The organism is Flavobacterium sp., from assembly GCF_027531905.1.
Classification (GTDB): Bacteria; Bacteroidota; Bacteroidia; order Flavobacteriales; family Flavobacteriaceae; genus Flavobacterium.
Window position 1 is genome coordinate 16,671 of record NZ_JAPZSU010000008.1, and the last position, 24,814, is coordinate 41,484.

General features: G+C 35.3%; 22 protein-coding genes. 11 read left to right on the forward strand and 11 right to left on the reverse strand.

All coding sequences use genetic code 11. The annotated features are described in order from the left end of the window. Window positions 1–318: 318 nt before the first annotated feature. Window positions 319–2,079 (reverse strand): signal peptide peptidase SppA, encoded by a 1,761-nt coding sequence (sppA, locus tag O9307_RS02275; RefSeq protein WP_298294914.1) that lies wholly within the window; start codon window positions 2,077–2,079, stop codon window positions 319–321. A gap of 136 nt (window positions 2,080–2,215) precedes the next feature. On the opposite strand from sppA, the gene folK reads away from it, so the two are divergent. Continuing rightward, window positions 2,216–3,358 (forward strand): 2-amino-4-hydroxy-6-hydroxymethyldihydropteridine diphosphokinase, encoded by a 1,143-nt coding sequence (gene folK / locus O9307_RS02280; RefSeq protein WP_298294916.1) that lies wholly within the window; start codon window positions 2,216–2,218, stop codon window positions 3,356–3,358. 496 nt (window positions 3,359–3,854) lie between these two features. Here folK and O9307_RS02285 read toward each other — a convergent pair whose 3' ends face one another. From O9307_RS02285 to O9307_RS02295, 3 genes are all read right to left on the reverse strand, one after another. Next, on the reverse strand, window positions 3,855–4,388 hold the full coding sequence (locus O9307_RS02285; protein WP_298294918.1) for a hypothetical protein: 534 nt from the start codon (window positions 4,386–4,388) through the stop codon (window positions 3,855–3,857). Then, window positions 4,363–5,019: a hypothetical protein gene (locus tag O9307_RS02290; protein WP_298294920.1), complete on the reverse strand. Its 657-nt coding sequence runs from the start codon at window positions 5,017–5,019 to the stop codon at window positions 4,363–4,365. The genes O9307_RS02285 and O9307_RS02290 overlap by 26 nt, the downstream gene beginning before the upstream one ends. Window positions 5,020–5,123: 104 nt before the next feature. Beyond that, entirely contained in the window at window positions 5,124–5,963 is an 840-nt protein-coding gene (locus O9307_RS02295; RefSeq protein WP_298294922.1) for a hypothetical protein, read from the reverse strand. Window positions 5,964–6,290: 327 nt separating this feature from the next. On the opposite strand from O9307_RS02295, the gene O9307_RS02300 reads away from it, so the two are divergent. From O9307_RS02300 to O9307_RS02320, 5 genes are all read left to right on the forward strand, one after another. Beyond that, entirely contained in the window at window positions 6,291–7,736 is a 1,446-nt protein-coding gene (locus tag O9307_RS02300; RefSeq protein ID WP_298294924.1) for a hypothetical protein, read from the forward strand. A gap of 164 nt (window positions 7,737–7,900) precedes the next feature. Then, window positions 7,901–9,670, forward strand: a complete 1,770-nt coding sequence (locus O9307_RS02305) for a cytochrome c peroxidase (protein ID WP_298294926.1) — start codon at window positions 7,901–7,903, stop codon at window positions 9,668–9,670. A gap of 129 nt (window positions 9,671–9,799) precedes the next feature. Beyond that, the gene (locus tag O9307_RS02310; RefSeq protein ID WP_298294928.1) at window positions 9,800–11,182 is read left to right on the forward strand and encodes an MATE family efflux transporter; all 1,383 of its coding nucleotides are present in this window, start codon (window positions 9,800–9,802) and stop codon (window positions 11,180–11,182) included. A gap of 71 nt (window positions 11,183–11,253) precedes the next feature. Further along, window positions 11,254–12,159, forward strand: coding sequence for a prohibitin family protein (locus O9307_RS02315; protein ID WP_298294930.1), 906 nt, complete (start codon window positions 11,254–11,256; stop codon window positions 12,157–12,159). Window positions 12,160–12,295: 136 nt separating this feature from the next. Continuing rightward, entirely contained in the window at window positions 12,296–12,526 is a 231-nt protein-coding gene (locus tag O9307_RS02320; protein WP_024982332.1) for a hypothetical protein, read from the forward strand. Window positions 12,527–12,574: 48 nt separating this feature from the next. On the opposite strand, the gene meaB is transcribed toward O9307_RS02320, so the two are convergent. Further along, a complete protein-coding gene (gene meaB, locus O9307_RS02325) occupies window positions 12,575–13,663 on the reverse strand; it encodes a methylmalonyl Co-A mutase-associated GTPase MeaB (RefSeq protein WP_298294933.1) in 1,089 nt (362 codons plus the stop codon). Window positions 13,664–13,765: 102 nt separating this feature from the next. Here meaB and O9307_RS02330 point away from each other — a divergent pair, with 102 nt between their 5' ends. Together O9307_RS02330 and O9307_RS02335 are read left to right on the forward strand one after the other, a co-directional pair. Then, a complete protein-coding gene (locus O9307_RS02330) occupies window positions 13,766–13,963 on the forward strand; it encodes a hypothetical protein (protein ID WP_159682995.1) in 198 nt (65 codons plus the stop codon). Window positions 13,964–14,000: 37 nt separating this feature from the next. Continuing rightward, window positions 14,001–14,912 (forward strand): AEC family transporter, encoded by a 912-nt coding sequence (locus O9307_RS02335; protein ID WP_298294936.1) that lies wholly within the window; start codon window positions 14,001–14,003, stop codon window positions 14,910–14,912. A gap of 359 nt (window positions 14,913–15,271) precedes the next feature. Here the strand turns inward: O9307_RS02335 and nudK are convergent, their stop codons facing one another. The 6 genes from nudK to O9307_RS02365 all read right to left on the reverse strand — a co-directional run bounded on the left by nudK (window position 15,272) and on the right by O9307_RS02365 (window position 21,951). Then, window positions 15,272–15,892 (reverse strand): GDP-mannose pyrophosphatase NudK, encoded by a 621-nt coding sequence (nudK, locus tag O9307_RS02340; RefSeq protein WP_298294938.1) that lies wholly within the window; start codon window positions 15,890–15,892, stop codon window positions 15,272–15,274. A 5-nt stretch (window positions 15,893–15,897) separates the two neighbouring features. Then, window positions 15,898–16,908, reverse strand: a complete 1,011-nt coding sequence (locus O9307_RS02345; protein WP_298294940.1) for a cellulase family glycosylhydrolase — start codon at window positions 16,906–16,908, stop codon at window positions 15,898–15,900. Window positions 16,909–16,963: 55 nt separating this feature from the next. Beyond that, window positions 16,964–18,235 carry an adenylosuccinate synthase gene (locus tag O9307_RS02350; protein WP_298294942.1) on the reverse strand — a complete coding sequence of 424 codons (1,272 nt, stop codon included), beginning with the start codon at window positions 18,233–18,235 and terminating at the stop codon, window positions 16,964–16,966. A gap of 78 nt (window positions 18,236–18,313) precedes the next feature. Beyond that, on the reverse strand, window positions 18,314–18,772 hold the full coding sequence (locus O9307_RS02355) for a transcriptional repressor (protein WP_024981183.1): 459 nt from the start codon (window positions 18,770–18,772) through the stop codon (window positions 18,314–18,316). Between the two features lie 81 nt (window positions 18,773–18,853). After that, on the reverse strand, window positions 18,854–21,076 hold the full coding sequence (locus tag O9307_RS02360; protein ID WP_298294945.1) for a RelA/SpoT family protein: 2,223 nt from the start codon (window positions 21,074–21,076) through the stop codon (window positions 18,854–18,856). Between the two features lie 89 nt (window positions 21,077–21,165). Next, entirely contained in the window at window positions 21,166–21,951 is a 786-nt protein-coding gene (locus O9307_RS02365) for an RNA methyltransferase (protein ID WP_298294947.1), read from the reverse strand. A 168-nt stretch (window positions 21,952–22,119) separates the two neighbouring features. Here O9307_RS02365 and O9307_RS02370 point away from each other — a divergent pair, with 168 nt between their 5' ends. The 3 genes from O9307_RS02370 to O9307_RS02380 are packed head-to-tail and all read left to right on the forward strand — an operon-like array spanning window position 22,120 to window position 24,793. Then, a complete protein-coding gene (locus tag O9307_RS02370; RefSeq protein WP_298294949.1) occupies window positions 22,120–22,734 on the forward strand; it encodes a trimeric intracellular cation channel family protein in 615 nt (204 codons plus the stop codon). A 2-nt stretch (window positions 22,735–22,736) separates the two neighbouring features. Next, a complete protein-coding gene (locus O9307_RS02375; RefSeq protein WP_298294951.1) occupies window positions 22,737–23,687 on the forward strand; it encodes a FemAB family protein in 951 nt (316 codons plus the stop codon). Continuing rightward, window positions 23,684–24,793: a DegT/DnrJ/EryC1/StrS family aminotransferase gene (locus tag O9307_RS02380; RefSeq protein WP_298294953.1), complete on the forward strand. Its 1,110-nt coding sequence runs from the start codon at window positions 23,684–23,686 to the stop codon at window positions 24,791–24,793. The genes O9307_RS02375 and O9307_RS02380 overlap by 4 nt, the downstream gene beginning before the upstream one ends. The last annotated feature ends 21 nt before the right edge of the window (window positions 24,794–24,814 follow it).

Here is a 24,814-nt window from a genome sequence, read left to right on the forward strand (position 1 = left end):
TAATTAGTAGTCAACAACGCCTTAATGTTACAGAAAATACGGCTTTTTAACCACAACAAAAACCAAATAAACTACACCCATAAACCTGAAGTCATTTCCTGTTTTTTGGAGCAGCACGATTGGACATTTCAATCACGAGTCGTCCCGCTTTCCGTTGCAATCTTTGCTGCCGAACCCCGGCATCAAAGGATTTCCACTGCAATCGGGGCTAAAAAGCAACATTTGTAATTTAGATAACCAACTAAAATACACATTCTAAAGCAAAAAATCCGTTTAAGTATGCCTTAAACGGATTGGTTTATATCTTTTATACTTTTATTATTGAATAGTAATCTCAAAAGGCATTACAGCTTGAATTCCTTTACGATTCTGAAAGCGTTTTACTTCTTGTAATAGTCGGTAATTTTCCTCGCCAATCTCTTCTTTTATAAAAGCTGTTTTTGATTTTGCAAACGGGAAATTTGCAAAAATATCCTCAAAATTTTTCTCATATTCTGGGTAATTCACCGTGCTATACGATTTAATTTTGGCCAATTTTGCTGCCTCGGCTATTGCTTCTCTCAAGCCGCCAATTTTATCTACCAGTCCAATTTTTACTGCCTCAGACCCTGTCCAAACACGACCTTGACCAATAGAATCTACTTGGGCAGTAGTCATTTTGCGGCCTTCTGCAACGTGACCAATAAAGGTAGCGTAGATATTTTCAACACCTTCTAGCGTTATAGCTTTGAATTTTTCATCCATTGGTACAAACGGACTATAATTCGATGCGTTTTCGTGAGTTCTAACTTGTTCAGTATTGATGCCGTAGCGGTTCGCAGCAACAGAGAAGTTAGGTAGCGTTCCAAATACGCCAATTGAGCCTGTAATCGTATTTTTTTCAGCAAAGATGGTATTGGCGTTACAAGCAATATAATACCCACCTGAAGCGGCATAATTACCCATAGACACTACAACAGGTTTTACTCTTTTTGTCAATTCTATTTCTCTCCAGATTAAGTCAGAAGTTAAAGCATTTCCACCAGGACTATTAATACGCAAAACAATTGCTTTGATGTCGTCATCTTTTCTGGCCTCTTGAAGCGAACGACGCATCGAGCCTTCTCCAATTTCGTTTACATCACCTTCGCCGCTACCAATTTCTCCTTGTGCATATACGATAGCAATAGCATCATTGGAATCCATATTCACAGAAGTAGTAGTTGTTTTTTGGGTGTAATCGGCAATAGAGACCGTGTTATAATCCTCGTCTTTGTCTACTTTTAATACCTTTCTTATGGCGTTATGGTAAACATCTTCATAAGCAATGTAGTCAATAAGATTTTGTGCTTTGGCCATTTCTGGGGTTCTCGCCAAAAGACCGTTAGCAATTGTATTCAATTTTTCTACTGAGATATTTCTACTTTTCGAAATGTCTTCTACTATGTTTGTCCAAATTCCGTTTAGTAATGCCATAGTTTGTTCCTTATTAGCATCACTCATTTTGTTTTCTAGAAAAGGTTCAACAGCACTTTTGTATTTTCCGTGACGAATTACTTCCATCTTTAAGCCTGACTTTTCTTGAAAATCTTTAAAGAACATAACTTCAGTTGACAATCCTTTGAAATCCAATTCGCCAATTGGGTTGATGTAGATTGAAGTGGCAACAGAGTTTAAATAATATTCTTTTTGAGAATAACTATTAGCATAGGAATAAATAAATTTTCCTGATTTTTTAAAGCGGTTCAATGCATCACGAAGCTCTTTGCTTTGTGCCATTCCTAAACTAGAATTGGTATTTAGGATAGAAATTCCCTTAATGGCATCGTCAGTTTCTGCTATTTCTATAGCGTTGATAACATCAGTCAAACCAATTTTTTTTCTTTCAGAAAAAGCCGTTACCCAAGGGTCTGAGTATTTTCCAGCATAGTCATCAGAAAGATCAGATAAATTTAGTTCTATAACTGAGTTATTTTCAACTTCAACAGTTTCAGAATCGCCTCCAAAAATGACTCCAATAAGGATAATTCCAAAGAATGAAAGCATCATAAAAACAAAAATACCAATAACGGTAGCCAAAACATTTCCTAAAAATCTCATAGTTAGTTATTTTTTATCAATAAGTCTATAATCCAATTGTATTGTTACAAAAGTAGATTTAAATTTCTTTTTTCAAAATAATCTACTTGTATATCAGTAGTGATTTTAATTTTCTTTTCCTTAATTTGTACCTATTATGAAGTCACAGCATCAAGTCGTATTGTCGTTAGGTAGTAATCAGGGGCAAAGGTTAGAAACCATTATCCAATGTATTGATGTATTGCATCTTGAGGTAGGTACGGTTTTAAAAATTTCCCCAGTTTATGAATCGCCAGCTTGGGGTTTTGAAAGCACACCTTTTTACAATTGCGCCTTAGTTTTGCACACCAACGCTTCTCCTGTACAAGTTTTAAGCAAAATTCTTAAAATAGAAAAGCGTTTAGGTCGCATTCGGACGACTACAGTTGGTTATGCAGCGAGAAATATTGACATTGATATCATTGCTTTTGATGAATTGGTAGTGGATACTGAAAAACTACAATTGCCTCATCCACTAATGCAAGACCGCAATTTTGTTTTATTGCCATTTTGTGACTTACAATTGGATTGGATACACCCAATTTTTAAAAAATCTGTCACTGAATTAATTGCAGAAACAACCGATAAAAGCAGGTGTCAAGTCGTAGCGACAATCCCTGCGCCATTGAGCAGCATTCCTCTAGAAAAATACAATTACATCGCATTCGAAGGTAATATTGGAGCAGGAAAAACAACATTGGCTAACAAAATCGCCGAAGATTTTAATGCTAAAACAGTATTAGAACGCTTTGCAGACAATCCCTTTTTGCCAAAGTTTTACAAAGACCAAAACCGATATGCTTTTCCTCTCGAAATGTCTTTTCTTGCCGACAGGTACCAACAGTTGTCAGACGATTTGGCGCAATTCGATTTGTTCAAAGATTTTATCGTAGCCGATTATCATATTTTCAAATCCCTAATTTTTGCAAAAATCACTTTGGCAGAAGACGAGTACCGTTTGTACCACACCCTTTTTTCCATCATTTATAAAGAAATGCCCAAGCCCGATTTGTACATTTATCTGTATCAAAACACCCAGCGTTTATTGCAAAACATAAAGAAAAGAGGCCGAAGCTACGAACAAGATATTCAGGAAGAATACCTAGAAAAAATCAATACGGGCTATCTCGATTATATCAAATCACAAAAAGATTTGAACGTGTTAATCATCGATGTTTCAAATCTTGACTTTGTCAAAAACCAGTCAGATTATCTTTTTGTTTTAAATGAAATCAAAAAGAAAATACATCACACTTCCTGATTTTTAGGAGCGCATCAAAAGGCTTTTTTGGAGTTATGGTTTCCCGCTTTCCGTTATACCCGAGCGATAGCGAACTGACGAAGCAATCTTATGCCACGAACCCCGGGTCATAAGGATTTTCACTACAATCGGGATTAAATCCGATCATAGATCATTAACCTTGGGCTAAAAGATAATGTGCCGCTATCGTTGGTTCTCTTTTTAATTATTAACTAAATTAGAGTTTTCAATAAAGAAAAAGAAGTAAATAGAAATTCTGAATTTTCAAAGATCATTCTATAAATAAAATTGCATTTGCAAATCTAAAGGGGCTAAAGAACAAAATTCACTTTTTCATCAGCGTGTTATCTTACTATTCAAAGCGTACTCTTGTCAAGTACCAATTTATAAATACGCTGTTTGTAGCTTCTTTAAGCTTTTTAGTTCTCATTTGTATTATTGTTTATCTGCTAAAATGATTTCGGTTGTACATACACTGTCAGTTTTTTTTATTTGATTAAAAATTTCCCATCACTTCGTATTCTTTTGTTTTATCTTTTTTATCCGCTACTAATTTCAAAAAGGTATCGAGTTCTTTGGTCAAAGGCAATTGATTTTGATTTTTCCAAAAATCAGCTGAGTAGATAAATTTAGCTTTGAATAGGTCTTTATCTGTTGAAAAATTTGAAGTAATTTTCTCGTCTCGGGGAGCACTAGTTACAAAGAAATCTATTGAATTATCAAAGAAAAATGACTTTTTATCTGTTGCAACTTCTACTTTGACATCCATTTTTAATGAAACAGGGTAGTATTTATTTGAAGCCACGTCTTTGATGAATTTTATGTGCTTGGTCCACTCGGGAGTCCTGTATTTAACCTTGGAAAGCATAAATTTTGAATAGGGCAGTAGAATAGTATCAATATCTGAACTCATTTTTAATTCAACAATGGCAAGATCTTTTTTGTTGATGACAAGATAACCTTTGATACCAAGGCCTTGATTGTTTTTATTCTTGGATTCAAATTCAATTTTTTTTGTAATTCTCATCATTAAAGGCAATTTCAGTAAAATTGCATCCGCTTGGTGATGGCGCAACCAAGTTAGATATCTCTTCAAAATTTTGAAATTTAAAGTCTATACCCTCTTTTTTATCATAAAGTTTTACTTTACGCATATTCAAAATTTCAATGCTTGTTTTATTCTTGGCTGAATTGTCTTTATTTCTTTTTCCTGATAAGTCTTGTAGTACCATTGGTTCATCTTCTTTTTTCAAAATATTTCTCAAGAAAAAATCAATGGTATAGTTACCTAATTCATTGTCTTTGATTTTATCGTACACTTTTTGAATATATGCTGCCGAATTCCCAACGATGATTTCGGGTAGTTGGATTGTTTTTTGTTGCATAAAGATGGTGTCTTTGGACTCTTTTAATTCGTCAAAAGTTGTCGCTATAGTTTCATATCCCAAAAAATTCAAATTGATGGCTTTGTTTGCAGAAACAAAAATAAATTTACCCTCGGCATTCGTAGTAGAATAATCTTTTTGGTTAGAAATTATTACGTTTTCTAATGGGAGTTTAGTAAGTAAATCTACTACTGTTTTTTGAGTTTGATAGTTTTGGGCATTGCTATAGGTAACGAGTAGTAGTGCAAATAGTTTAAATATAGTTCTAATTTTCATATAATTGACTTTGGTTTTAATTGTATTGATGATTACTTATTTATATTTTTTTTCCAATCTCAAGTAGTGTGTGTTTCATCACGAGTCGCCCCGATATTCGCGATTCAAAGCGTACTCTTGTCAAGTACCAATTTATAAATATTCGTTTCCAACACCTCCGAGTCTTTGTCTTCGCATAACAAAAACTCCACTGTTTTATCCGAATTTTGATAGAGGGTAAGACCTTCAAATTTATGCGTATCGCTTATTTTTTGCGTAAATTCTAGCTTCATCGTTTCTATATCTATTATTCCAACCAAGCTTCCTTTCACCTCTCCATCATTATATGTTGACTGTGTATCTTCGGCGGTAGCCAAAAAATAAATTTTAGTATCAACCAAAACGGCATCGGTAAAACTGCTACGCACCCCATTAATTTTGGGCAACTTATACTCGTTGCTAATCATATTGAATTCGTTGATTAGGTTTTTACCATAAATTGTAAAAATCACATTTTTGCTCTTTTTCCCGTTCCCCCGATTAAAAAGTAGCCATTCTTTTCCTGTATAAATAGCCCCTTCCAGATTAAAGTCATCGGCTTTAATTTGACCAAAGCTTTGCATTACGCCATACAAATCGGTCAAATCGTTGGTTTTAATCTCTTTTTCGGTTGTATTGATTTCCACCATTTTGTTGCGTTTAGGAGTAGAACCAGAACCAAAAATATACAACCTGTCATCAAAACTCGTTATGGCTTCAAAATCGGGTTTGTCTTTTTTAGCAATATTTATGCTGGCGTTTTCAATAATAGCGTGTTGCTGCAAGTCTTTGGCTTCCATATAGTATTCGTACAAATACCCGCTGTTGTCACCAATAACATATAAGGAAGGCGATTTGTAAATAAGACCAGAAGCAGAACCAATTCCTATGATTTGAAATAAAAGCTCGAGTGTGAATTTTTCCATTGTATTATAATATTTGTATCCAAATTCCATTAAAGTGCGGAATCCAGATAAATTAAAAAGCAACTAAAGTAGTGATTTGTCAGCAGAATCTTTTCGTTTAGGTGGACTTTAAAAAGTTTCTTAGTATACTTTTTTCGAAAGCTAGTGAGATTTGACTTCTCATTGTTAACTCAATTTAAACTCAATATTTCGTTACTGTTAGATTGTAAATTTTAGATTAAATTACATTATAAAATCTTACGGATTGATAGCTGTTTCTTAATCCCAACGTGATAATGTGTTTAAATTCATACTCTTATTTTGTGGGTATAAAAAAAACATATAACAATGAAAAAACTAATTTTACCCTTATTGTGTTTGGTTTCACTTATTTCTTGTGAGAACGACTCTAATGACGCTAAACCAACTAGTGTGGTATTGGCAAATCAATCAGTAACTCCAGTATTGCTTACTAAAAAAGCAGGTTTTGAAAACGTGGAGTTATTCTCTTTAATTTCTTCTGATGATGTATTGGCTGGAAGCCCAAAGTTCGTTTTTGGAGGTTCTGCTGACGGTTCTGGTTTGTTAAGAAACGATGATGGAACATTTACTTTTTTGGTAAATCACGAAGACAATTTTGCAGTTTCAAGAGTTACTCTTGATAAAACCTTCAAACCTTTGAAAGGAGAGTATTTGTTAAACTCAAATGGTGGAACTTGGAGATTATGTGGTGCTACTATGGCTACTGTTGCAGAACACGGTTTTGGACCTTTGTACTTAACTAGTGGAGAATCAGGAGAGGAATCTCGTACGCACGCAGTATATCCTTATGCCGATGCTGGAATGGCATCTGTTACCAAAGAGTTAGCTTCATTTGGGCGTTTGAGTGCTGAAAATGCTATGCCATTAAATGCAAAAGCTTATGCTGGGAAAACGGTTGTAGTGATTGGAGATGACGATTCAGGAACTTACGGAGGACAGGTAATAATGTATGTGTCTAATCGTGTTGGTGATTTAGCCGATGGTTCTTTGTATATGATGAAACGTCAAGACGACAATCAAAGAGAAAAAGATATGGTAGTGAATCAAAAATATCCTGTATCATTTGTAAAAATCGAGAATCATACAACACTTACTGGTGCTGCATTAAACGCTTCGGTAAATACTTTAAAAGGTATCAAATTTGGAAGAGTAGAAGATTTGGATTACCGAAAAGGAAGTGCTGAAGGTGCACGTGAAATCTATTTCAACGTAACGGGTCAAAATACTACAGGAACCAATGCAGATGCTTCTAGAACCAAATACGGTCGTGTGTATAAATTGAACTTAGATGCTAACAATCCATTAATCGGAAATTTAGAAGTGATTTTGGATGGTGATGACCGTAACGGAATTGCGGGTAAATTTCAAAATCCAGACAACATTTGTGTGACCAAAAACTTTGTGTATGTGCAAGAAGATGCCAATGGATATGGTGACGAAACTCACGATGCCTACATCTATCAATATGATATTGCTAAAAAGCAATTAAAAGTAGTTTTCGAATTAGACCACCGTCGTACGGCTACTGATGCTGCCAAATATAACGTAGGAGGAACTTCAAAATTTGGAGACTGGGAATATGGTGCTATGATTGATGTATCGGAGCAATTGGGAATCGATGACACCTTTTTGTTGAGCGTTCAACCGCATTCTTGGAAAGGGACAAAATACAAAGGTGTTGATGGCGGTACAAATCGTCCAAACGAAGATCAAGCGAGTCAAATTGTATTAATCAAAGGATTAGCTAGATAACATATCTTTTATTACCCACAACCACGATGGCATTTTGTTATCGTGGTTTTGGTTTTTTTATTTCTAAAATAATCATGAAATGAGCATGACAGGAAATTGGTCGCAAAAATCAATGATGATATGCGAATTACATAGGACCGATAAAAAACAATAAATATCAACATATGAAAAAAATCATTGTTTTATTCTTCTCATTTGCCTTGTTTTCTTGTCAACCCGCTGAGGAAAACCATCAAAAAGTTGCCGCTAATTTTGAAATAAATATAAAGCAGTTAAAAGTCGAAGTTGAACATTTAAAAGAATTGGTGCAATCTGATACCAATTCCCAAAAGATTAAATTTCAATTTTTGAAAGCTCATAGTAGTTACAAAAAAGTGGAATGGCTGACCGAGTATTATTTTCCAGCAGTTGCCAAGTCCATCAACGGACCAGCATTACCAGAGTTTGAAGAAAACGATGGAAAAACGTTGCCTCCAGAAGGCTTTCAAGTCATTGAAGAATATTTTTTTCCAAAATACAATCAGTCAACAAAAGCTGAAGTATTGACAGAAATAGGCATTTTGAATGCGAATTTAAATCGATTAGAAAAAATAGCGCAAACCAATGAATTGACAGATGCTTCGGTTTTTGATGCGTTGCGACTATCCGTATTTAGAATGATTACCCTCGGAATTACGGGCTTTGATTCACCAGTTGCACTGCATTCCATCCCAGAAGCAAAAGTAGTTTTAGAAAGCATTGCGAAAAATATAACTTTTTATGAAAACACTTTGGATGCTAAGTCATTTCAAGCGCTTTCAGCTACTCTTTCTCAAGGAACAAAATACCTAGCAACTCATACCAACTTCAATGCTTTTGATAGAGCGTATTTTATAAAAAATATAGCTAATCCATTGAGTAAACAGTTATATCAATGTCAAAAAAGGGCTTCGATTCCTTTTGTAAAAGAGACCAGAGCTCTAAAAACTACAGCGCAAACGCTCTTTGATAAAGAGGCTTTTGATATAGAAGCTTTCAATGGTTTTCCTGATTATAAAACCACTCCAGAAAAAATTGCCTTAGGAAAAAAGTTATTCAATGACCCTATTTTGTCAGGCAACAATTCGCGTTCTTGTGCTTCTTGCCACCATTCTGATATTGCTTTTACAGATGGTTTAGAACAAACGATTTCCTTAGATGGCAAAACCAAAGTAAAACGAAATACACCCACTTTGATGAACATCGCTTTTCAACGTGCTTTCTTCTATGATTCTAAAGTAAGTTATCTCGAAGACCAAGCTGTGGCTGTTATTACAAACGAAATCGAAATGCACGGTTCTCTTGAAAAATCAGTAAAAGCCTTGCAAAAAGATAAAAAGTACGTAGCCGAATTTAAAAAAGCATTTCCTAAAAATGAGATTAACGAATTCGGAATCAAAAACGCCTTGGCTTCCTACGTTCGCTCTTTGAGTGATTACAATTCAAAGTTTGATGCATACATGCGTGATGAAGTCGAATATTCGACAGACGAAAAAGCAGGTTTTAATCTATTTGCTGGCAAAGCCAAATGTGCTACTTGCCATTTTATTCCTTTAACCAACGGGACAGTCCCACCTAATTTTATGAAAACAGAAAGCGAAATTTTAGGAGTACCCAATAGGCATAACTATTTAGATGCCGATTTAGGAAAATATGAATTGACCCAAGCCGAAATTCATAGAAATTCATTTAAAACACCCACCATCAGAAATATTGAGTTAACGGCTCCGTATATGCATAATGGTGTTTTTAAAACTTTGGAAGAAGTCATTGATTTTTATAACAAAGGTGGTGGAATTGGCCTTGGATTTAAAGTGCCTAATCAAACCTTGCCTGAAGATGAATTACTACTTTCAGATAAGGAAAAGAAACAGTTAATCGCTTTTATGAAAACCCTTACTGATAAGAGAAATTGAAAAGATTGTAGATGTCAGAATTGCTTTATTCATGGTTGATTTGAAGGGGTTAGAAATGATTTTTTAATTAAATTTCTATTCAAAGAATCAATTTCTTCTGATTACCTTTGCCGACTTAAAAGCAATAAAATGAACTTGTCACAATACACTAAAGAGTTTTCATACAACATAAAATTAGCTTATCCAGTTGTTTTAGGGATGCTAGGACACACCTTAATTGGTATTGTCGATAACTACATGGTTGGTAATTTGGGATCTACTGAATTGGCAGCGGTTTCGTTAGGCAATAGTTTTATTTTTTTGGCACTTTCTGTGGGTATTGGATTTTCTACGGCTATTACTCCATTGATTGCAGAAGCGGATGCAGAACAAAACACCAAAAAAATCCGAACAACTTTTCATCATGGTTTGTTGTTATGTACAATTTTAGGCGTTGTCTTGTTTGTTTTGACGGTCTTGTCCAAGCAACTAATGTATTTTATGAACCAGCCCGAAACAGTTGTTGTTTTGGCAGCGCCATACATTGATTGGGTGGCTTTTTCATTAATTCCTGTAATTATTTATCAAGGATATAAGCAATTTGCCGATGGATTATCGCAAACCAAATATTCAATGTATGCCATTCTTTTTGCCAATGTGGTACACGTGTTTTTTAACTATGTTTTGATTTATGGCGTTTGGATTTTTCCTAAATTGGGGATTGTAGGTGCGGCTTTAGGAACCGTTATTTCTAGAATCTTGATGGTGATTTTTATGCATTATATTATGAAGCATAACGCCATTATGAAACGCCATTTTAAAAATTTCACCTTCAAAGAAATCAAAAAATCGATTTTAAAAAAAATCATCGATCTAGGTTTTCCTTCAGCGATGCAAATGTTGTTCGAGGTTACTTTATTTACCGCTGCGATTTGGCTTTCAGGAACCTTGGGTAAAAATAATCAAGCCGCCAATCAAATTGCATTAATTTTGGCTTCCTCTACTTTTATGGTCGCAATGGGATTGAATGTAACGGCAATGATACGTGTGGGTCACGCCAAGGGAGCAGCCGATTTTAAAGGATTAATTGTGGTAGCACGTTCTATTTTTTTATTGGCAATCCTTATTGAATCGCTATTTGCTATTTTATTTATTGTCTTCCATAATTATTTGCCCCATTTATTCTTGAATACTACTGATGTTTCTCAATTGGCCGACAACAATGAAATTATAATGATAACGGCTAAATTGTTGTTGGTTGCAGCAATTTTTCAAATTTCAGATGGAGTTCAAGTAGTAGTTTTGGGAGCCTTGAGAGGGCTTCAAGATGTGAAAATTCCAATGTACATTACTTTTGTAGCCTATTGGATTGTTGGGTTTCCGGTTTCCTTTTATCTAGGAAAATATACGGATCTAAAGGCGGTAGGAATTTGGATTGGATTATTAGCGGGATTGACGGCAGCGGCAGTATTTTTATACATTCGATTTTCTCGATTGACCAAAAAACTGGTTCGTTTGAATGCAGCCGAATAAAGTTTTTCTTATAAATGTAACTTCTGTTTTATTTCCTCGTATAATAAGCATATCAACTAAACCCAAAAAAAATGATAGTATTTATTATTCTCGGAATAATTTTATTAGTCGTTAGTTTTACTTTAAACAACAACGCTAATCCTTTATCTAAATTTTCTAATCTTTTAAAAATTATTGGTGTTCTATTACTCCTAATCGGAGTTTTTTCTTCGATGTTCAAGCAAATCGACGCGGGTAAAGTAGGCGTAAAATCGCTTTATGGTAGCGTACAACCCGATGTTTTAGAAAGTGGCCTTCACGTAGTAAATCCGCTTTTGGATATTACTGTTTTTGATGTACAAACACAAAACTATACCATGTCAGCCGTTCATAATGAAGGGGCTCAAGAAGGTGATGACGCCATCAGAGTATTATCCAATGATGGTTTGGAAGTAGTCATAGACTTAACGGTGTTGTATCGTGTAATCCCAAATGAAGCACCTAAAATTTTGAAAGGAATTGGGGAAAGCTACACCGATAAAATTGTACGTCCAGTGACGAGAACTCGTATTCGCGACAACGCTGTTTATTATGATGCAGTGGCTTTGTATTCGACCAAAAGAAATGAATTTCAACAACGCATTTTCAAAAGTATTGAAGCCGATTTTAAATCTAGAGGATTGGTGTTAGAGCAATTATTGATTCGAAACATCAATTTGCCAGAATCCGTAAAGAAAACCATCGAAAGTAAAATTAATGCCGAACAAGATGCTCAAAAAATGACCTTTGTTTTGCAAAAAGAAAAGCAAGAAGCGGAACGTAAAAGGGTAGAAGCACAAGGTATCGCAGATTACCAACGTATCATTTCTTTAGGGCTAACCGAGAAACAATTGCAATACGAGCAAATCAAAGCACAGAAAGAAATTGCCACTTCACCGAACACTAAAATTATTTTTATGGGAAAAGGAACTGCACCCGTGATTCTTTCGGATAAATAGTTTTTTGAGGTTAATCGGTGATTTGTTTAATCGGTTAACTGTTACGAACTGAATGCTTAAATTTGTAAAAAGTTATACGCTTTGCTTTGAAGTAAAATACAGTCAATAGACAACAAACAATAAACAACAAATAAAAATGGAATTACCAAAATTTTTACTAGGCGACAATACCGACTTTCCAGACGATATTTTTATCATTCATATGGATTATCCTCGATTTATCATTAATCTTAAAGATGATGAGGTAGAGTTTTTAGAAGAACCCGAAGATTTAGACGAAGCCGAATTGAACGCCGAAATGGAAGGTTTAATCGAACAAGCGAATGCGTTTTATGACCGCGAAATAGCACGATTCGAAGAAGAATAATTTTGGCAAATAAAGCTTTTAAAGGAATTCATGTCAAATTGGATTCCTTTATTTTTTAAAGTAAGCATCCAAAATATTTTGCGCAGCAGCAAATGGCGAGAGGGCATTTTGCGCAACAGCTTCTTTGTTTTTTTCTAATAGCGGAACAATTTCTGGATGATTATAAAAATGGTTTTTCAAATACTCATTGATAGTCTCCAGCATCCAATATTGGTTTTGTGCAGCTCTTTTATCAAAAAAATACAGATTCCTTTTAGTGGTTTCTATATAGCTCAAAACGGTTTCCCAAATGGCTGAAATGCCTTCTTTTGTTAGGGCACTACACGTTGAAGTAGTAGGTGCCCAACCCGATTTTTTGGCTGGGAAAAGATGCAAAGCACGGTTGAATTCCACTTTAGCCAAATTTGATTTTCGGATATTGTCGCCATCTGCTTTGTTGATGACTATCGCATCGGCCATTTCCATAATGCCGCGTTTGATGCCTTGTAATTCATCGCCAGCTCCCGCAATTTTTAGCAATAAAAAAAAGTCGACCATACTGTGCACAGCGGTTTCGCTTTGACCAACACCAACGGTTTCAATGATAATGGTGTCAAAGCCAAAAGCTTCGCACAAGGTGATGGTTTCTCTGGTTTTTCGAGCCACACCGCCCAAGGTTTCCCCAGATGCCGAAGGTCGAATAAAAGCATTTTTATCTTTCACCAATTCTTCCATTCGGGTTTTGTCGCCCAAAATACTTCCGTGCGAAATGGTGCTACTAGGGTCGACAGCGAGAACAGCCACTTTTCTGCCTAAACTCGTTAAGTGTTTTCCAAAAGCTTCTATAAAAGTACTTTTGCCAACACCAGGCACTCCTGTAATGCCTATTCTAACGGATTCTTTTACGTGTAACAAACACGAATTAATGATTTCGTTGGCTTGACTCAAATGCTTAGGGTTAGTGCTTTCCACTAGCGTAATGGCACGGCTCAAAGCGGTAATATTACCAGCCAAAATCCCTTGAACTAATTCCGTAGGAGTAGGTGTTTTTTTTCGAAACGATTGAATGGTGTTAGCCGCTACAGCACTAACACTTTCGGGTGAAGCAATACCCGGAATTTCGTGAAGCGCTGATTTTTTTGGATTCGTATTGGCCAAGATAAAATTGTTTTGAGAGTAAAATTAAATAAAACTTATGATTTTTATTGTTATTGAATTTTTTTTAATTGTATTTTTGAGAAACTAAAATTAAGTGTCACAATGAATAACAAATTTTATTTAATTTTAATTGCTTCTTTAGCCTTAGGTCTTTTTGTTAAAGGTGCTAGTCAATTGTTTCATTTTGATTGGAATAATTTAAATTCTACAGCATATAATTTAGGAAGTTATACTGGATTGTTTTCGAAAACCTTTATTGGATTAGCACTCCTTGTAAGAATAGTAAATTATAAAGACTAAATATGTTTGTTTGTAAAATCATTTATAAACAAACCCTATGATTAATTTTATTAGTATCGTTGTTTTTTTGATTCTCGGACTAGCACTTCAGCGACTGCCTTCTATCCCAAAAACAGCTCCGAAAAAACTCAACTGGATTGTTATTCAAATCTGTTTTCCGGCTTTGGCTTTGTATTACATTCCAAAGATTCAGTGGAATGCTCAATTGTTATACCCAATTCTAGTCGCTTGGATTATTTTCTTTTTATCTTGGTTGGTGTTTGCGCTTCTTGGGAAACATTTCGGTTGGTCCCGAAAACTCACAGGTTGTTTAATTATCTGTAGTGGTCTTAGTAACACGTCCTTTCTCGGATTTCCCATTATTACAGCCCTTTATGGCGAAAGCGGAATGAAAACTGCCATCTTAGTCGATCAGCCGGGTTCCTTTGTGGTGCTATCCACTTTAGGAATATTGGTAGCAACTTTGTATTCCAAAGGGCAAACAAGCGGGCTACAAATCGTAAAAAAAATAGCTTTTTTTCCGCCTTTTATCACCTTTGTCATCGCTTGCTTAATGAATTGCTACGATTATGAATTGCCCGCTTTCTTTCAACAAGGACTCAAAATTATTGGCGCGGGGGTTACGCCTTTGGCATTGGTTTCGGTGGGCTTGCAGTTACAATTTGATAGCAAAAGCAAGCATTGGTCTTTTTTGAGACTTGGACTTTTTTATAAACTACTTATCGCTCCAGCATTTCTTTTTTTGCTGTATGTGGTGTTATTACAGCAACGTTCAGAGGTTATTCAGGTAGCTTTGTTAGAATCCGCTATGGCGCCTATGATTACTGGTTGTATTTTGGCCGCAAGTCACGGATTAAAACCAAAATTATGCAGTATGATGATTGGTTTTGGGATTCCTATTTCCTTTTTCACTCTTCTTTTTTGGTACTTTTTAGTGCAAAATATCTAATGTTTTAGGAGCGAAACAGTTGGCTTTTTCAGGAGGCAGGTTTCCCGCTATCCACTATATCTCCTGCCTTGTTCGGTCACAAGTCAGGAGGATGCCGTTCCTATCCTACCGTCTGGACACAAATATTTTTATGTTAAAATGGCACGCAGATTAGGCAGATTATCGCCGATTTTTGGTTGTATGTTAAAAATATTATTTATAAAACTTAATATTTTTTCAACACATTTTTTTAAAAGACAACAAACTTATTGGTTTAAACCCGTTCAATCTGTGTCATCTGTGGCCTATCAAAAGATGTGTCCAGACGGTAGGTTCCTATCGGGGCTAGTTAGAAGCAAAGGGCTTTTGAGTTAGCAAAATTATTCATTACTATAATCATCAGCCAGCCTTGTTGCATTTGGAATCAGTTGGTTGATTTTGGCGTATTGCAAGAGCATAATTGTTTTGGCATCTTTGATTTCTCCGGTTTCAATCATCAAATACGCTTGGTCAAATGGAATTTCAATCACATCAATCTCTTCATGTTCTTGATCCAATCCACCGCCACTACTAACTTTCATACTAACATCGTATTCGCCAACAAAAAAATATAAAATTTCAGTCACAGCTCCAGGTGACATATAAGACTCAAATACTTTTCTTACAGACGAAAGGCGATAACCTGTTTCCTCTTCGGTTTCACGAATGATACAAGCGACTGGGTCATCTTCGTCAAGTAAACCAGCGCATACCTCGGTTAGCATTCCAGTTGGGTTACCGTTCATATAAGTTGGTAATCGAAATTGTCGGGTCAAGACCACAGTTCCTTTGTGAATGTTGTACAATAAAATGGCGGCTCCGTTGCCTCTGTCGTACACCTCTCGTTTTTGAGTATCCCATGTGCCATCCTTTTTTTGATAATCAACAGTGACCCTGTTCAAAATATACCAATTGTCGGATAGTAATTCGGTCTTTTGGATTTTGTATTTCGGATTTGACATAGCTTTTATGGTTTTCTACTTCTATTGGTTAAGTCTTTGAATGTTGTTTCCCAATTATTATTGTTATTGTCGTTAACTAGTCCATTTTCGGTTAATAATGCATCTTTATCATTGGCTTCTTTTTTCCAAACCCAAGCGCAAACTGATAGTCCTTTTTCATAAGCAAGATCCAGAAATGGTTTTGGATTCATTAAAATTCCTGCATTCATAGGAGCAGTTTCTCCTATAATTATCGGAATGTTTTTATTTTTCAATTGGTTCAACCGATTTTCAATTGAACTATTGCTATCCAAAAGCCATTTTTCATACGCATGAATATCAAATAAGATATTGGATTTTCCGTTAAGAAATTCATTGCCTTTATTTAATACTACACTTTCGTCTTGTCCTTGTTCCGCACAAGGCACAACGACAATGTTTTGATTTCCTGTAGACCGAATTATTGATACTAATTCATTCATGTCTTGTAGCCAAACTTGGTCGGTATAGCCATCAGTTCTGTCATATCTGTAAGGTTCATTCCATACTTCAATCCATACATCAGGCTGGTCTTTAAGGAAAGTAGCCCATTCTTTTAATCGGGTTTTGTATTCCTGCCACCAATTGGTTTGTTGTGGACTTTTCCCAGTAAAAGCGGTGTTTTGGGTGCCATCCCAACCAAAAGCACAAATAATAGTAACTCTTTTATTGACTCTATTATCTGCTATGATATTTTCAAGCGAATATAAATAGGCTCCTGTGGCATCTTTTATTAGGCTACCCGTAAGTGGTGTCTCCTTTGTATTGCCAATAAATTCTCTAATAATATCTATTTTCCAAGCATTCATATCGGTACTTCCTACCCCAAAAACATGAAATGCATTCACACCAATAAGTTGTATAGTTTTCTGGTCCATAAGAAGCTTTGCACCCAAGATACTGTATTTTGTAGTGCTATTTATGGGAGTTTCTATCTCATCTTTTTTACAAGAAAAAAGAATTAGAATCAGAAGGAAAACAGATAACTTTTTTTTCATGTTCTTCAAATAAGATGGAATAAAAAACGCTCTGAAATCTCAGAGCGTTGGTTTTTTATTTTAATATAGTTTGCTTTCTGTCAGGTCCAACAGAAACTATTTTGATAGGTACTTCAACCTCTTTTTCTATAAATTCAATGTATTCTTTCAATTCTTTTGGTAATTCCTCATAAGTAGTCATTCCAGTCAAATCTTGTGCCCACCCTTTGAATTCTTGGTAAACAGGAGTTACATTTTCTGGTTCAATGTTGTAAGGGAAATGAGTGATTTTTTCTCCCTTGTATTGATATGAAGTACACACTTTTAAAGTGTCAAAACCAGAAAGTACATCACCTTTCATCATCATCAATTGGGTTACACCGTTTACTTGAACGGCATATTTTAATGCTACTAAATCCAACCAACCACAACGTCTTTGTCTTCCGGTAACCGATCCAAATTCATTACCAATTTTGGCCATTGTTGCACCTACTTCGTCAAACAATTCAGTTGGGAATGGTCCACTTCCTACACGTGTTACATAAGCTTTGAAAATTCCGTACACTTCTTTGATTTTGTTCGGGGCAATACCTAAACCTGTACAAGCTCCAGCAGCTGTAGTATTAGATGAAGTTACAAATGGATAGGTTCCAAAATCAACATCTAATAAAGAACCTTGAGCCCCTTCACACAAAATAGATTTTCCTGCTTTTTGTGCTTGGTGTAAATATTCTTCACTATCAATAAAATCTAATTTTTTTAATTCTTGAATAGCTTCAAAAAATTCAGCTTCCATTTCGGCCAAGTTATATTGAATGGCTACATCATAGAATTTAATCATTTCTTCGTGTTTGTCTGCCAAAGCTCTATAGCGATCAGCAAAATCTTCTAATTCGATATCGCCAACGCGAAGTCCGTTTCTACCTGTTTTGTCCATGTACGTTGGGCCAATACCTTTTAAAGTAGAGCCAATTTTTGCTTTTCCTTTTGCCGCTTCAGAAGCTGCGTCAAGCAAACGGTGTGTAGGTAAAATTAAATGAGCTTTTCTAGAAATGATTAATTTACTTTTGATATCGATGTCAAATTTTTGAAGACCTTCAATTTCTTTTTGAAAAACAACAGGATCAATTACTACACCATTTCCAATAATATTTACAGCTTTTTTATGAAAAATACCAGAAGGAATCGTTCTTAAAACGTGCTTAATTCCATCAAATTCTAGGGTGTGACCTGCATTTGGTCCTCCTTGAAAACGTGCAATGATATCATAATTAGAGGTAAGTACGTCTACGATTTTTCCTTTTCCTTCATCTCCCCATTGTAATCCTAATAATAAATCTACGGTCATTATGTGTATTGTTTGTTGTTAAATAAATAGAATTGGACAACGGTTGTGTTGTCCAGTCTTCTTTAGTCTATAAAAAAATTATTCTGTTTTCTTTTTGTTGCCATATAAATACAGCGAGTGATTGGTGATTTCTATATCAAAAATTTCTTCGATCGTTTTTTTTATCGTTTGTATTCTTGGATCACAAAACTCGATTACTTCTCCCGTATCGGTCATGATAATGTGATCGTGTTGTTTGTCGAAATATGATTTTTCGTAATGCGCCTGATTTTGACCAAATTGGTGTTTACGCACCAAGGCACAATCCAGAAGCAATTCAATCGTATTGTATAAGGTAGCTCTGCTCACACGATAGTTTTTGTTTTTCATTTTGATATACAAATTTTCGATATCAAAATGTTCTTCACTATCGTAGATTTCTTGAAGGATAGCATAGCGTTCAGGCGTTTTTCTATGTCCTTTATTTTCAAGATACATTGTAAAAACATTTTTTACAATTTCTTGATTTTTATTGTTTTCTGTGGAGATGAGTGTCATATCTTGCAAAGATAAATTATTTTGTTTAAAGATTAAAGTCCCTAGTTTTAAAGTTTGTGATTAAATGTTCTTAATCGAAATTTAAGTATTGTAGACTCTAGTTACTTTTTCTATGCCGTCTATTTTTTTGATGTTGTTGATCATTTTCTTGAGAATGGCATTGTTTTGAACAATTACCGCTACTTGACCATGAAAAAGCCCTGCATTGGTACTCAAGGAAATACTTTGAATGTTGACATGCATATTGTTTGAAATTACTTTTGTAAGTTGGTTGGTCAATCCAAGTATATCCATTCCTGTAATATCGAGTAGTGCCTTAAACTCTTCTTGCGTAGAGTCGATCCATTTGGCAATCATGATGCGATAAGCATAGTTAGACTGCATTCCTATGGCATTTGGACAATCTTTTTTGTGTACTTTAATGCCTTCATTTATAGTAACAAAGCCAAAAACATCATCTCCGGGAATTGGGTTGCAACAGGGGGCTAATTTGTAATCTAATTTGTCATGCTCTGTGCCAAAAACTAGTAAATCATAATTAGTATTGATTTCTGGTTTGTGAATGTCGGCGTCAGCTGTATTTTTTGGATTGCGTTTGATTTTATTTTTGAAAAAATTGATGAAAGTGTTACTTTTTTTAGCTGCAAAATCTTTCAATTGCTGATTTTCAATGGCTCCAATTCCTACTCTATAATACAAATCCAAACTGGTTTTGAGTTTGAAGAAATTCACTAACTCATTGGTAACGGATTCGCTGAGGGTGATTTTTAAATGTTTTAGCTTACGGGTAAGTATTTCTTTTCCTTCTTCAGCAATTTTTTTGGTGTTTTCGTTGAGAACGTTTTTAATTTTTGTTTTTGCTCTTGAAGTGGTCACATAGTCCAACCAGTTAGCGGTTGGTTTTTGGTATTGCGAAGTAATGACTTCTATTTGGTCACCACTTTTGAGTTCATAATTCAGCGGCACTAGTTTTCCGTTAACGCGAGTTCCTCGGGTTTTAATTCCTAGTTCAGAGTGAATACTAAAGGCGAAATCCAACGAGGTAGCGCCTTTTGGGAGTGATTTGATTTCTCCTTTTGGAGTAAATACAAAAATCTCTTTAGAATAGAGATTCATTTTGAAATCTTCTACAAAATCAACGGCGTTTGTTTCAGAATTTTCTAAAGCTTCTCTCAGTAAGTTTAGCCAAACATCTAAGCCACTTTCTTCTGAGGCACCATTTTTATATTTGTAATGCGCTGCATAGCCTTTTTCGGCAATTTCGTCCATTCTTTCACTTCGCACTTGCACTTCTACCCAGCGTCCTCTAGGTCCCATAACGGTAATATGCAAAGCTTCATAACCTGTTGATTTTGGAGAGGAAATCCAATCTCTCAAACGGCTTGGGCTAGGTCTGTAGTGATCGGTAACTATTGAGTAAATTTTCCAGGCAAAAAATTTCTCTTCATTAGGTAATGCTTTATACACTATACGTAAGGCAAACTTATCGTAAACTTCGTCAAAACTTACATTCTGAGCCTTCATTTTTCTACGAATAGAATAAATTGATTTAGGTCTACCCTTGATAATGTATTCAATTCCTTCTTGGTCCAAAGAATTTTTTAGTACATCCGAAATATCTTTGATATAGGCGTCTTGTTCTTCTTTGGTTTCTTTTATTTTACTGACAATTTCATTGTATATCTCGGGTTCAGTATATTTTAATCCTAAATCTTCTAATTTGGTTTTGATGTTGTACAATCCCAATCGATGCGCTAAAGGAGCATAAATATATAAAGTTTCAGAAGCGATTTTGGTTTGTTTATCCTCACGCATCGAATCCATAGTTTGCATATTGTGCAAACGATCGGCAAGTTTGATTAAAATTACCCGAACATCATCGTTCAAAGTAAGAATCATTTTTCTGAAATTTTCTGCTTGAATGGAGGCATTTAAGTCTTTTTGAACCAATGAAATTTTGGTAAGTCCCTCGACCAATTGAGCAACTTTTGGATTAAAAAGGCGTTCAATATCTTCAACGGTCATTGGTGTATCTTCGACCACATCATGAAGTAAGGCAGCAGCTATAGAGGTGGCACCTAAACCAATTTCTGAAGCCACAATTTTGGCCACAGCAATGGGGTGAAAAATATAAGCTTCCCCTGATTTTCTTCTTTGGTCTTTGTGAGCATCTACAGATACGTCAAAAGCTTTCCGAATTAGTTTTTTGTCGGTAGGCGTCAACGTTTGATAACTGATTCGCAATAATTCTTTGTATTCTTGCGCAATCGCTTTGTTTTCTTTTTCTATTTCTAATTCTGTCATAACGGCATGGTTCAATTTCTAAAACTAAACAATTATTGTGGGACTTGCAACTGCGAGTTAGTCTTTCTGTTTTGAGATTTTTGGAGGTATTAAAATCCTCTTTGTCTTTTGGCTTCGAAAATCAGAATAGCCGCCGCAACCGAAACGTTCATCGAATCAATCTCGCCTTGCATCGGGATAATGATGTTTTGTGTAGCTGCATCGCGCCATTCTTGTGTTAATCCTGTAGCTTCTGTTCCCACGACCAAAGCGGTAGGCTTAGTATAATTTTCAAGATGATAGCTATTGGAGTTTTGTAAAGTAGCGCAATAAAAACTAATATTTCTTGCTTTCAAAAAAGCAATGATTTCCTCCGTACTGCCTGTGGCGATTTGGTTGGTAAACAAACAACCGACGCTCGAACGAACGATATTAGGGTTGTACAAATCACTTTTGGGATTGGCAATGATTACGGCGTCCAAATTAGCGGCATCTGCCGTTCGTAATAATGCGCCAATATTGCCTGGTTTTTCAGGAGCTTCGGCAACCAAAATCAATGGGTTTTCGGAGAGCTTTAAATCTGATAACAAAGTCGATTTGGTTTTGGCTACAGCCAAGACACCTTCAGTAGAATCTCTGTAAGCCAGTTTTTCATAAACTACCGAAGTAATTTCGATTAAATCTGCATTTGGAGCCAATTGTTTGGTTTGGTTTTCTGAACAAATTTCGGGAACAAACAATAAGGTTTCAATTTCGTATCCGCCTTTAATGGCAATGCTAATTTCTCTTTGCCCTTCAATCAAGAAAGTGCCCGTTTGTTTACGAGCTTTGGCTTTTTCTTGCAATAAAACCAAGGATTTGATATACGGATTTTGTATAGAAGTAATTTGTTTCAAGCTTTTTTTAATGACAAAGATACATATTGTGTGGGTTTTGTTTAAAATTCTGAACCAAGAAAATCACTCAGATCAATTCCATTTCAAATCAATGTCTTTTTACAAAGTATAATTCTTTACTTTTGATACAATTTTTACATTTTAATTTAGCAACTTAAAAGTTACTGTATGACATTTTTTGAGGCATTAGACTTAGTCGGAACATTGGCATTTGCCATATCTGGAGCACTTACAGCGCTTCACAAAAGAATGGATCCTTTTGGGGTTTTAATTATCGCCTTTGTTACTGCCGTTGGTGGGGGTACGCTTCGAGACGTCTTGATTGGTAGGACACCTGTGGGTTGGATGCAAGATTTGAATTATTTATATATCATAAGTTTGGGCTTTGTTTTAGTGTTGATTTTCAGAGGAAATTTACATCGGTTTAAATTATCAATGCTATTCTCGGATAGCATTGGTTTGGGAGTTTTTACTTTAATTGGAATTCAAAAAGGACTCGATTTTGGGATGCATCCGTTTATTTGTGTGGCACTGGGTACTATGACCGCTTGTTTTGGTGGTGTTATCAGAGATGTTTTGTGTGCAGAAATCCCCGTCATTTTTAGAAAAGAAATTTATGCAACGATATGTATTTTTGGAGGTTTTGTTTTTTTTATGTTAGAGCAAGGAAACTTCCCTGATCAATTCATTCAGTTAGTCACCTCTTTGGTGATTATTATTATTCGATTGTTGGTGGTCAAATTCAATTGGTCGTTGCCTACATTGGATTTAAAATTGAAATAAAAGTGAAAAATTATAGTGTCAGGCCTTATCAAGAAAGCGATTATGAGCTTTGGAACACCTTTGTGAGTGCCGCATACAATGCAACCTTTTTGTTTCATAGGGACTTTATGGAGTACCATCAAGATCGATTCGATGATTTTTCATTGTTAGTATTTGATAAAGTTAAATTGGTCGCAGTCTTACCCGCCAATAGAGTAGACAACAAGGTATATTCACATCAAGGATTGACATACGGCGGATTGGTGTATGCTTCCAAATTAAAAATAGAAAAGATAGAAACGATTCTGGATTTGTTATTTGATTTTTTCAAAAGCAAGCGAATAGAACATTTTTATTTACATCCAATTCCTTCGTTTTATTTAGGACAAGGCAATGCAGCAATTGACTTTTTTTTGATGAAAAAAGGAGCGCAATTGTACCGAAAAGAAATGAATATGGTCGCACATTTGCCTCAAGAGATTCCAATTTCTAAAAGTAAATTAAAGCATTTTAGACGGACAGAAGTATTAGGATTGAGAGTAGTAGAAGAAACTAATTTTCAGCCTTTTTGGGAAAAAATTCTAGAGCCAAGATTAGTAGAAAAATACGATGCAAAACCAGTTCATAGCTTAGCAGAAATTCAATTGCTTCACGAAAGATTCCCCAAAAATATCAAACAATTTTCAGCTTATTTAGAGGATAAGATTGTAGCAGGAATCACCATTTTTGAATTTGAAAACGGAGTAAAATCGCAGTACGGTGCCACTTCCAAAAAAGGTGAAAAATACCGCGCCTTGGATTTTTTATTCATTTCTTTACTAGATATTTTTCAAAAAAAGGGCAAACTTTTTTTTGATATGGGAATTGTAAATGACTCTGGCGAAAAAGGATTTCATAGCGGCTTATTACAGCAAAAAGAAGAATTGGGTTGCACGGTATGGAGTCAGGATTTTTATAAAAACTCCTTAAAATGATACGATTTCTAGACTTAAAAAAAATAAACGAACGGTATGAAACGGCATTTCAAGACACATTGAAATCGGTTTTAGAGCGTGGTTGGTATATTTTAGGCAAAGAAGTCGAAACCTTCGAAAATAATTTTGCAACCTATTGTAAAACCCAACATTGTGTGGGAGTGGGCAATGGTTTGGATGCTTTGATTTTGATTTTTAAAGGCTATATCCAATTAGGAAAATTGCAAAAAGGGGATGAAGTTATTGTCCCAGCCAATACTTATATTGCAAGTATTTTAGCTATTCTAGCTGCTGATTTGGTTCCCGTTTTGGTCGAACCCAAATTAGAAACTTACAACATTAATCCTGATTTGATTCCAGAAAAAATAACGCCAAAGACCAAAGCTATTTTGGCGGTTCATTTGTATGGTCAGTTGGCAGAAATGGAGCGAATTAATGCTATCGCCACTGAACATAGTTTGATTGTTGTGGAAGATGCAGCGCAAGCTCACGGAATAGAAAGAAATTCTAATTTTGAAATTCCAAATTCCAAAACCAGAATCTGGGCTGTTGCCTACAGTTTTTATCCGAGTAAAAATTTAGGAGCTTTGGGCGATGGAGGAGCGGTTGTTACCAATGATGCTAAATTGGAGAAAGTGATACAATCCCTTCGTAATTATGGTTCCGAAACAAAATATCTGAACGAATTTATTGGTGTAAATTCAAGATTGGATGAAATTCAAGCCGCTTTTTTGAACCTGAAATTATCTAATTTAGATGCAGATAATGATAAGCGAAGAAGTATTGCCAAACGTTATTTGACCGAAATCAAAAACGATAAAATCATCTTGCCATTTTGGGATTTTTCTAAAAATCACGTTTTCCATTTGTTTGTGATTCGAATTTCAAGAAGGGCTGAATTACAAGTCTATTTACAACAACACGGCATCGAAACAGCAATTCATTATCCCATTCCGCCGCACAAGCAAAAGGCTTTGACACAAATGAATGCACTCTCGTTTCCCATTACCGAGAAGATACACGAGGAGGTTTTGAGTATTCCGCTACATCCAGCTCTAGAGGATGAAGAAGTTAGTGCTATTATCAATGCATTAAACCAATATTAATTGCTGATTTTGACCCATTTT